The sequence below is a fragment of the Microcystis sp. M53602_WE12 genome (assembly GCF_030065455.1).
Taxonomy (GTDB): domain Bacteria; phylum Cyanobacteriota; class Cyanobacteriia; order Cyanobacteriales; family Microcystaceae; genus Microcystis; species Microcystis aeruginosa.
The window spans coordinates 1-10065 of record NZ_JASJFB010000427.1 but is presented as its reverse complement, the minus strand read 5'-3'; the positions used below and the strand labels follow the sequence as shown (position 1 = coordinate 10065).

Annotated in this window: 6 protein-coding genes and 3 pseudogenes; 6 read left to right on the top strand and 3 right to left on the bottom strand. The window is 43.6% G+C overall.

Features of this window, described 5'->3' with window-relative positions:
* Window positions 1-73: 73 nt before the first annotated feature.
* The 5 genes and pseudogenes from PX482_RS14400 to PX482_RS14380 all read left to right on the top strand — a co-directional run.
* Window positions 74-385: pseudogene (locus tag PX482_RS14400) on the top strand (ISL3 family transposase); the annotation flags it as partial.
* A gap of 195 nt (window positions 386-580) precedes the next feature.
* A pseudogene (locus PX482_RS14395) lies at window positions 581-973 on the top strand (ISAs1 family transposase); the annotation flags it as partial.
* 84 nt (window positions 974-1057) lie between these two features.
* A complete protein-coding gene (locus PX482_RS14390; RefSeq protein WP_002760199.1) occupies window positions 1058-2155 on the top strand; it encodes a sulfotransferase family protein in 1098 nt (365 codons plus the stop codon).
* Window positions 2140-2310 (top strand): hypothetical protein, encoded by a 171-nt coding sequence (locus PX482_RS14385; protein ID WP_288122594.1) that lies wholly within the window; start codon window positions 2140-2142, stop codon window positions 2308-2310. The genes PX482_RS14390 and PX482_RS14385 overlap by 16 nt, the downstream gene beginning before the upstream one ends.
* A gap of 93 nt (window positions 2311-2403) precedes the next feature.
* The gene (locus tag PX482_RS14380) at window positions 2404-3399 is read left to right on the top strand and encodes a lysylphosphatidylglycerol synthase transmembrane domain-containing protein (RefSeq protein ID WP_288093002.1); all 996 of its coding nucleotides are present in this window, start codon (window positions 2404-2406) and stop codon (window positions 3397-3399) included.
* Between the two features lie 488 nt (window positions 3400-3887).
* Here PX482_RS14380 and kaiC read toward each other — a convergent pair whose 3' ends face one another.
* The 3 genes from kaiC to PX482_RS14365 form a co-directional block, all read right to left on the bottom strand.
* Window positions 3888-5450: a circadian clock protein KaiC gene (kaiC, locus tag PX482_RS14375; RefSeq protein ID WP_002760201.1), complete on the bottom strand. Its 1563-nt coding sequence runs from the start codon at window positions 5448-5450 to the stop codon at window positions 3888-3890.
* 193 nt (window positions 5451-5643) lie between these two features.
* Window positions 5644-5958 carry a circadian clock protein KaiB gene (kaiB, locus tag PX482_RS14370; protein WP_002733742.1) on the bottom strand — a complete coding sequence of 105 codons (315 nt, stop codon included), beginning with the start codon at window positions 5956-5958 and terminating at the stop codon, window positions 5644-5646.
* A 56-nt stretch (window positions 5959-6014) separates the two neighbouring features.
* Window positions 6015-6944, bottom strand: a complete 930-nt coding sequence (locus PX482_RS14365; protein ID WP_288093476.1) for a circadian clock protein KaiA — start codon at window positions 6942-6944, stop codon at window positions 6015-6017.
* Between the two features lie 497 nt (window positions 6945-7441).
* On the opposite strand from PX482_RS14365, the pseudogene PX482_RS14360 reads away from it, so the two are divergent.
* A pseudogene (locus PX482_RS14360) lies at window positions 7442-9816 on the top strand (ATP-binding response regulator).
* The last annotated feature ends 249 nt before the right edge of the window (window positions 9817-10065 follow it).

Here is a 10065-nt window from a genome sequence, read left to right as displayed (position 1 = left end):
CATGACTACAATGCACAGCAAAGCAAAGGATTAAGCCGCCATCACTACTACCGAATCACCACCAGAGAATTGACCAAATTTGAAAAAGATGCACGAGTTAAAGGAAGAATTTAGAAAGATTTATGAAACCTCAGAGAATCCGACAGAAGGACTGCTATCTATCTCAGAATGGTTGGCAAAATCCTCCAGTGTTTTTACCAAGAGTTGTCAAAAAATCCGAAACTGGTTTGGAGAAATCATTAGTTATTTTGAGCGAAGGACAACGAATGGGGTGGTCGAGGGAATCAACAATAAACTGAAACTAATAAAACGGAGAGCCGATGGCTTTAGAAACTTTCGGAATTTTTGGGTTAGAAGTATGTTATCTTGGCATCTTGTATGTTGATTTAGCATAAAGGGTAACGAAGAGCCAAGCGGGGTAGTAATTTTTAGGCAGTGGTTTGAGAAGCTCTTTTATGAGTTTTGAGAAATTCGTCATCAGGGCAAACTACCTATTGTGAGGGGGAATAAGTTGTCTAGATTCTATCTATAATAGCTTTTTTTGTCTGACTTTTCTCAACGTTCAACACTTCTAACATCAGTCTTTAATGTAACTCATCCCTTTAATAATGTTTGGGAACACATTAAAAGTTATATTAAAGTGGAAAGGTATGGTGAAAGAGGGGGAGAAGGGTATTATAATTGTGCCTAGTACATTAGTAGTTTGGTAGAAAGTGCTCAAACTTTTGCTCGAAAAATTCGAGGTCATTGGAACATAGAAAATCAGTTGCACTGGGTAAAAGACGTAATTTTTAAGGAAGATACTTTACCTTTAACTGACTTTCAAGCTGTTAGTAATTTGTCAATTCTCCCAACTATAGCTCTAAATCTTTTCAGAGGTTTAGGCTTTTTATCCTTTATCCTTTTATCCATTACAAAGGGGCAAAGATGGCTTGATAACAAGTGGTTCAGGCTTTGCGATTTGTTAGAATGAATCAGCCCTAGGGGCCGCTTGGGAATTCGGCAAAACCTTGGCCAGCCAAGCTATCCGCCAAAAAAACGCTAAAAAATAGTTAATATGTCCAGTTTGTTTCATCCCCTTTGTGGTAGTAACCTTAGTACCCTATTACGTTTATTTTTGACTAATGGCGGCATCGATCGCCCCAATTTCGCCCCGGCAACCCTGGCGCTGGCAGTTACCCTGGCGCGACTGCCTTTTTCTACCCTAGAACGAATTTTGATGACAGGGTTTTATGAGCGCCGCGTGCAGGTAAAAGCACCCATTTTTATTGTCGGCTATTGGCGCAGCGGCACGACCCATCTGCACAATTTACTCGGTCAATCGGAGCAATTTGGCTATATTTCGCCCCTAGCGGTGGGATTACCCTGGGATATCCTCGGTATCGTCCGCTTATTTCAACCGCTGCTAGAATTGGCCCTACCGAGCGATCGCCATGTGGATAACGTCGCTGTTACTCCCGATTCACCCCAAGAAGACTCGATCGCCCTGGCCAGCATGATCCCCCTTTCCTACTACCATGGTTTATACTTTCCCCAACGTTTTCAGTACCATTTCGATCGAGGGGTTTTTTTTCAGGGCTGCAGCGAGAAAGAAATCGCCACTTGGCAGCGTTGGCATACTCATCTATTAAAAAAAGTTTCCATCCATCAAAGAGGCAAACAATTACTAATCAAAAACCACGTTTATGCGGCACACATTGCCAAATTGCGAGCTATCTGGCCCGATGCTAAATTTATTCATATCTACCGCAATCCCTATCGAGTTTTTCCCTCAACCCGCCACTTTTTTACCCGCATCCTACCAGAACTAGCACTGCAATCCTACGATAATTTATCCACAGATGAAATCGAGCAGGTAATTCTAAAAAGTTATCCCCCAATGATCAATTCTCTCCTGCGAGATAGTGCCGATTTACCCGCCGATAGTTTTGTAGAAATTCGTTTTGAAGATTTAGAAAAAGAACCCCTAGCACAAATCGAGAAAATCTACGATCAACTGCAACTTCCCGACTTAAAAATATCTATGCCTCGCTTTGAGAAATATATCGCTAGTCTGCAAGGATATAAAAAAAATAATTATCCCCCAGACCCAAAAGCGCTCGAATTAGTCGAATCTCATTGGCTGCCATTTATTCAACGTTGGAATTATTTTTAGTTATCAGCTTTATCAGTTATCAGTTATCAGTTATCAGTTATCAGTTATCAGTTATCAGTTATCAGTTATCAGTTATAATTCATAATTCCCCATCTCCCCACTACCCCACTTCCCGCTCTCCTAGACCTTTTAAACAGGATTTAGTAAGTACCTAAGCAAAATTAATTACACCTATCTAACTACTTCTTGCCTATTGCCTATTGTCTATTGCCTATCCTAACCAAGAAATTAATTTTGCACGACTACTTATGAAATATCTTAAATTTATCTTTCTGGGTTTAGGTTTTGTTTTACTAGGGGTAATTTTACGCAAAACAAATCTGCAAGAAGTTTGGCAACAAATCACCCTAGTCGGTTGGTGGGGAATGACATTAGTAATTATTTTTTATTTCCTAGAATTCCTCACCGATGTTTTTACTTGGCAACTAACTTTTAAAAGCATTCCTATCCAACCTCGATGGACAATTCGCCTATTATTAATTTACATGGTAGGGGCAGCCTTTAATCGCGTGACTCCCTTCGCTTCTTTGGGAGGAGAAGGTTTTAAAGCAGTGATGTTAAAAACTCACTATCAGATTAGCTATAAAGAAACCAGTGCCTCGATTATTCTGACCAAGACATTAAATACTGCTTCCCTTGTCTTCTTTGCAATTATCGGTTTTTTTCTGCTCCTAGCTTCCCCAAAATTCTCCAATTCTTTTAAAACTTTTACTGGATTAAGTCTCGCTATATTCTCCAGTTGTATCCTGATATTTTTCTTGATTCAGCGATTCCGTTTATCCTCCAGAATAGTTAATCGATTAGGTCATTCTTTTTTAGGTGATCGCCTAGCTAAACCTTTAGAAAATCTTCGCAGTGTCGATGATCGTTTAGGGGAATTTTACCGGAATCTGCCCCTATTTAGAAATGGCTTGATCGTCGGTTTTCTCAATTGGCCCCTCGGAGTTTTAGAAATCTATGTTTTAATGCAGTTTCTCCAACATCCGATTAGTTTTGCCGATGCTTGGTTATTTGATTCTGTTGCCCAATTAGTGCGCGCTGGAACCTTTTTTATTCCTGCTAATATCGGTACTTTAGAAGGTTCTTTAGTGCTGCTGGGTGCTTCCTTAACCGGCAGTCTAGAATTAGGTTTAGCGATTTCCGTAATTCGCCGGGTTAAAGATGTTCTCTGGATTATATTAGGTTTATTGATCTGGTGGTTATTTTCCCTAAGACCGACTTTACCCGATCGCTCTTCAAAATAATCTCAATCATACTAAATCCGTTGAGTATAGGTAACATATCAGGATAGGCACTCATGTACTCATGCGCTCATGCAAAAAGGGGAATAAATAATCAGTCTTTAATAACCAGATTTAGTATTATCAGTAACTTTTATAGCGTTTCCCAATCTCATGAGGTACACCAAAATCTTAACTCCTGACTCCTGACTCCTCAAAACCTAAGACTCTGTACCTCACAACTATGGGAATTGCTATAAATTAGTACAAATATATGAACAACTGCGTGTAAGCATCCCACCGAAAAACTAATGCGCTCCGGGGTTTGGGGGGTTCTACCCCCCAAAAGTCTGGATTGAGGACAAAAAATCTAGAAAGCACAGTTTTTAAAAATTCGCCTGGTTAAAGATATTCTCTGGATTTTATTAGGTTTGTTGATCTGGTGGTTATTTTCCCTAAGACCAACTTTACCCGATCGCCCTTCAAAATAATCTCCATCAGTCAACCCCCGATTATTCATCCTGTAATTTTTCGCGCACATTGCGAACAATCCGCGATAATTCACTCTTTTCATCGACGCTAATTTTAGTTGGAGAACCACTAATAATCCGCTCGTAATTGCGGAAAGAATCCTTGATATCCGCCCCATCCTGACTGATAGTATATTCACGAATCCCTTTATCGTGCCAAGAACCGCGCATCTTAAAGACGTTAATCGCTCGCGACATTTCGCCGCGAATTTCCACATACTGCAACATTAAAATCGTGTCGGTAATCGTAGAAATATGGGATTCGGTGATCGAGTGCGCTCCCATGAATTGGTCGGTGGTATTGGTGAAAAATCCCGTAATTTCCTCCTGTTTGGCGTATCCTGTCACCCCGATCACAAATTGCCGAAAAGCATTATTTGTCACCCCGCGCGCGAGCGCCGATAGAGAATCGATGGCAATACGGGAGGGTTTAAATTCCGAGATTTCCGACTTAATCATCTGTAAATGGTCTTCTAATCCCGCCGATTCGGGGTAAGAACACAATAATTTTAATAATCCCTTGCGTTCCATCTCCTCAAAATCGATCCCCCAAGAAGAAGCATTTCGGGACAATTGGGCGCGAGATTCTTCATAAGCGAACAAAATCGCCCGCTCACCGCGCCTACAGCCTTCTTCCAGAAATTTACTAACTAAGAGAGTTTTACCCGTACCGGTTGCTCCTGTAGCCAAAATAATCGAATCCTTGAAAAAACCGCCTCCACACATATCATCGAGGGTTTTTACTCCCGAAGAAATGCGGACATTAGAGGAGCGCTGAGTTAAACGCATCGCACCGAGGGGGAAGATATTAATGCCATCATTGGTGATAGTAAAGGGATATTCCCCCTTCATGTGGGTTGTTCCCCGTAATTTGAGGATTTCTGCGGTTCGGCGTCGCCTTTCTCCCTCTAGCACGTTCCGCATAATTACCACATTATCAGAGACAAATTCCTCTACACCAAAACGCGCCACCGCTCCGTATTCTTCGATACGTTCCGTGGTCATAATTGAAGTCACTCCTAATAATTTTAGCCGGGCCACGAGCCGAAAAATTTCTCGCCGCACCACTGACACCGCTTCGTACTGCTGAAAAACAGCAGTTACAGAGTCAATTGATACCAGTTTTGCTTTATATTTGGTAATTGCGTATTGAATGCGCTCGATCAGGGCCGAAAGATCAAAACTACCCACCACCTCTTGACCTTCCGGATCCGGGGAAGCATCGAGAATAAATAACTTACCCTGGTCAATTAATTCTTCTAAATCCCAACCAAAACTATAGGCATTTTGGATAATATCGGTGGGAGATTCTTCAAAAGTAACAAACAGTCCCGGATAGTCAAAATACTTGATCCCGTGGTAGAGAAATTGCACAGCAAGCAGGGTTTTTCCCGTGCCAGAAGTGCCACTAACTAAGGTAGTTCGCCCCATGGGTAAACCACCGTGAGTGATCTCATCAAAACCTTCAATTAGGGTTCTAATTTTGCGAACACCTTTCGGTTTAATCGGTGGATTCAATTGGCTATTAGAGTTAGATTGAGTCATTATTTATCCAGCGAATATTTAAAGAGTAGGATTTTTATCTAATTTTTCCACAGAAACATATCAGGCCTGACTAGATACTTTATACCATCTTGATGTCCCTTGACTCTTGACTTTCCCATAAACGTACTAGATTACGCCCCGATCATTTCTCCTTCAATAAATATAACCCGTCTAATCACCTATTGCCGAAGGCCTAGCTATCATTTTCTCGTTCACGAATTTCCTCGTACAGTAAGTCTAAACCGATCAGAACCTTCTCTCGATCGGACAAATCACCGATAATTTTCCGCACCGGGGGAGGGAGGACTTTCGCGAGGGTAGGAGTAGCGAGAATCTTGTCTTCCTCCGCTAGTTGCGGGTTTTTCAGCACGTCAATCACCTTGAGCGCATACACTCCCTGAAATTCCTCTTCTAGGATATTTTTCAGGGTTTTCAAGGCACGCACGGAGTTGGGGGTATTGCCGGCGACGTACAGTTTTAAAACATAGGTTTTTTTAAAGACGCTCATAGGTTAAGATAAAAGGGGCTGGGGATACGAGTTTATTGTTATTTATTGGGGAGATTTTAGTCTATTCCCAATAATAAATCATAAGGGATATCCTCGCGAGGTATGGAACGACGATACATTTCCCCCAAGTGAGCAAGGATATCAATGAGAGCGAGACGATAATCTAGGAGAATTTCCTCACTTCTGCCTTCTAATTTTAACTGTTGGGAAAATTCATCCATTAACTCCATGTGAATTTCCAGAATTTGCGACACTGAGAGATCGGTAAAAAAGACATTATTAACCAACTCATCGATCGCTTGATTAATCGGATAATCCTGTTGGAAGTAATTTAAAATAATCTCCCGATAATCTCTTCTTAATTCCCGCAGTAATTCGTTTTTTTCCTCCGGGGCAAGATTGCGATAGAATAGCTGCGGGTTGCGTTTGTAGTAAACACCTAAATAGCCGAGTCTTTCTTTTAATTTTTCCGCTAAACGGCGCTGTTGTAGGAGGAGAAAACTGTGATTATTTTCCACGGGATTTGGTTGGTTAACAATCGTGGTAGGTTCGGAAAAAGAGCAATTAGGAGCTAAATGGAGAAATCGAGCGATCGCTTGGTCGATGACCGAGGTGATGCTGTCTAATTCCTTGACGGTAATTTGTAATTCGGCACTATGATAGAGACAGGTGGGAGAGTCATTCGTCTCGGCAGTGATGTTCTTGTCAGCGACAATGATCACTACTGGCAGTAAAATCCCCCCTTCGTAGAGTTGATTAAAAGTCGGCTGTAGGGAAGGATGAGAGACCACCAGCAAACAATCGATTTTTTCCTTCTCTGCCTCGATATTAGCCAGTAATTCGCTAGAAGAAGACCCTAGGGTTAGATTATAGCGTTCATTAGCCAATAAAGCCGTCAAAGAATTAACCAGCCCCGGAGGTGAACTCACTCCCGTCAAGGGTGGGTCCGTTGGGACAAAAGCATAAATAGTCAGTCTCGGAGGCAACGTTTTCTCACCCGCAAGGTAGATAGAAAATAACAAACTATAGGTTAGGCTTTCTCTGTTGAGAAGACAACCCCCTCGCCATCAGATCGGGGAAGTTAAAGTTAACTTTGCTTTTTGGCAGTGGGTATTGTAGTTAATTGTAATCAATGGAGCGGTCCTCTAGATGAGCAAGCGTCATAATCAAGGTAGATTCAAGTTCTAGGACTACTAATAGTTTGGCCATCAGTTTGTTAATTAGGGCTGGCTGAATAAATCTAAAAACCTTGTTGGATAATACTTTTAGACCTTTTTGAAATCCAAAAGTGCCGGGGATGGGAGTGAGCAGGGGGAAAATTCCGGGATTTTTGCCCTGAAAATTAGGTAATTGACCACCTGAAAATCGGTAAAACCCTATACCCTACACCCTACACCCTACACCCTGCCCCCACCGAAAAACTTTTTGCCGCAAACCCTAATTATGCCCTAAAGTTACCGCCACCGCCCACCCAATTATCCCCATGCCTAGCGTTACCCTCAGCCTCCATCACTTTAATCAATCCGTCACTGCCTGTGAATTAATTATTGACCGGGCAAGTCTTTGCGATTTAATTAATACGGGCAATCCAGAAGCGATCGTGGTGGTGGATGAGCGGTATTGTCCCCTAGGACTGATTGAGAGTCAAACCCTGATTGCTTACCTCCTCTATCAACAACAGCACCCCGAAACCAGAAACCCCTCCTCCAGCTGCCTGGATCTGAGCGGTTGGCTGCGTCCGATTATCCCTCTTAACGCTCGCATGGCCGTAAGTGAGTTTCTGGCAACCCTGACGGGAGAAGCGCTCGCCTTCGTCCCCATTTTAGTGGATGCTCAAGGCAAACTGTTAGGACGCTTAGACACGGGCAAACTTCTCCAATTTTGTCTCGGGTGCTCGATTCTCGATGATCCTCCCCCGCAGCCCCGCATCAGCGATCGCAATCCCCCCCCCGCAGCGATCGTCCTCTGGAATTTCTGGAACAATTACCGCTGCCGCTGCTGCTCTACAGTCCAGAAGCGGGAATTTTATACCAAAATCAGGCTTGGTGTCAACAAATCGGGGCGGCTTTCCCCGCTAATATCGATAAATCTCCCTTTGCTTTGGTTAATGACCCCTTAACCCTCCCATCCCCCACCCCCCCCCTGTTTCCCCAGCGTCTAGAAACGGTGACATCGGGTTTAGCCAAGACTTGGCGACTGTTGTCCGTGCCGTTAAATTGGGCGGATAATTATCCCTTGCTCGAGAAAGCTTCGGGACTGTGGTTACTGTTGGCCACCGATATCACGGAACAACAGCAATATTGTCAGGAATTAGCGGTTAAAAATGCCGATTTAGTCCATTTAAATCGTCTTAAGGATGAATTTCTCGCCTGTGTCAGCCATGAGTTTAAATCGCCCCTCACCGCCGTGATCGGTCTCTCCAATCTGCTGCGGGAAGAAAAAATCGGTGAACTTAACCCCCGACAGTCGAAATATGCCGATTTAATCTATCGCAGCGGTCGCCAGTTGATGGCTTTGGTCAATGATCTCCTCGATTTAACCCGCCTAGAGACAGGACAACTAAAATTAACTTTATCTAGAGTCAAAATCGATCGCCTCTGTCAACGGGTGTACGATATCATCGTCGATAAGTATCCCCAACGTCTCGATCTCCCCGGCAGCTATCGTCTTGACATTGAATCAGGGTTAGATTATGCCCTGGCCGATGAAGCCCGTTTACAACAGATGTTAGTGAATTTGTTAGATAATGCGGTTAAATTCACCATTGATGGCGGTAATTTCGGCATTAAAGTCAATCGTTGGGAAAATTGGCTGGCTTTTACCGTCTGGGATACGGGGATCGGTATTCCGGAAGAATCCCAGCATCTGATTTTTCAGAAATTCCAACAGCTAGAAAGTCCTTTCACCCGTCAATTTGAGGGTGCTGGTTTAGGTTTACTCCTCAGCCAAAAATTAGCGCGCTGTCACGGTGGCGATCTATCCTTTGTCTCCAAGGACCGGGAAGGCAGTCAATTCACTTTACTGCTGCCGGTTCATCCCCAAGGTGCCGATCAGGAGTCCGCCACTCCCCAGCGTCTGGTGTTAGTGGTGGAAGCTAATCCCCAAGTGATCGAACAGTTTGTCGATCGCTTGAGTGAATTGGGATTAAAAGCCATTATCGCCCGTAGCGGCACTGAGGCGATCGAAAAAGCCCGTCAGTTAAAACCCCGTTGTGTTTTTCTCAATCCCAATCTACCCCTGTTGTCCGGTTGGGATGTGTTAACGCTGCTGAAATCCCATCCCCAAACCAAAGATATGAAAGTTATTGTCACCGCCGCTGATTCCGAGCGCAACCGCAGTCAACAGCAAGGGGCCGATAGTTTTCTGGTTCCGCCGATCACCTCGGCAGCTCTGCAAGCTTGCCTGAATCTGACCGTTTCCCCCATTCCTAGCCGCAAACGGCGCACTGCTCCGACTCTGCTGCGTTTACACGGCCATTATGCCCCCAATTTCTCCGATTTATCTTCCTTTAGCTGGATTTGGAATAATCAATTAGTTCGGGAGAATTATCGTTTTATTGAGGCCGATAGTTGCGAACAGGCGGAACTTTTAGCTGGTGTCTGGGAGGTGGACGCTATCTTAATCGATAGTTCGATCGCAGAAGATTTATACTCTTATCTGCAAACCTTGAGCGAGTCGCAAACCCTAGCTAATTTACCCCTAGTCACCCTTGATGTGGCTGTCACCGAGGTGGCCAATCAAATCCCCGGTTTAGCCGTTTTTCCCTGTTTGGCCCCCCCGACGGAAAACCGCATCGAACAGCTATTAAAGGTAATCGAGACTGCTGATCTGGCTTTTTCTCGCCACAAAGAACAGTAAAGGCAAGTCAGGCAAGTCTTGGGAATACAAGCAATGTCGATGCTCTAGCCCGATTTTCCCCAGAAGTTGGCGCTAAAGCGTAACTACAAACCTTAACTCAACCTAGAGATTATTAACTCAATTTTCTCAAAAAAATCGACCAGCCGTTAGGTGAGAAAAAGAGAAGAACCGAGAACATTAACGCACCCTACAAATTAAGATGGTGCGTTACGGCGCGATCATAATTTAATTAGGGCTTGCTGAAAAAGT

What these genes read in the sequence shown, in the direction of transcription:
- PX482_RS14390 (WP_002760199.1), top strand. Translation starts at nt 1,058, where the DNA reads ATGTCCAGTTTGTTTCATCCCCTTTGTGGTAGTAACCTTAGTACCCTA.
- PX482_RS14380 (WP_288093002.1), top strand. Translation starts at nt 2,404, where the DNA reads ATGAAATATCTTAAATTTATCTTTCTGGGTTTAGGTTTTGTTTTACTA.
- kaiB (WP_002733742.1), bottom strand. Translation starts at nt 5,958, where the DNA reads ATGAGCGTCTTTAAAAAAACCTATGTTTTAAAACTGTACGTCGCCGGC.
- kaiC (WP_002760201.1), bottom strand. Translation starts at nt 5,450, where the DNA reads ATGACTCAATCTAACTCTAATAGCCAATTGAATCCACCGATTAAACCG.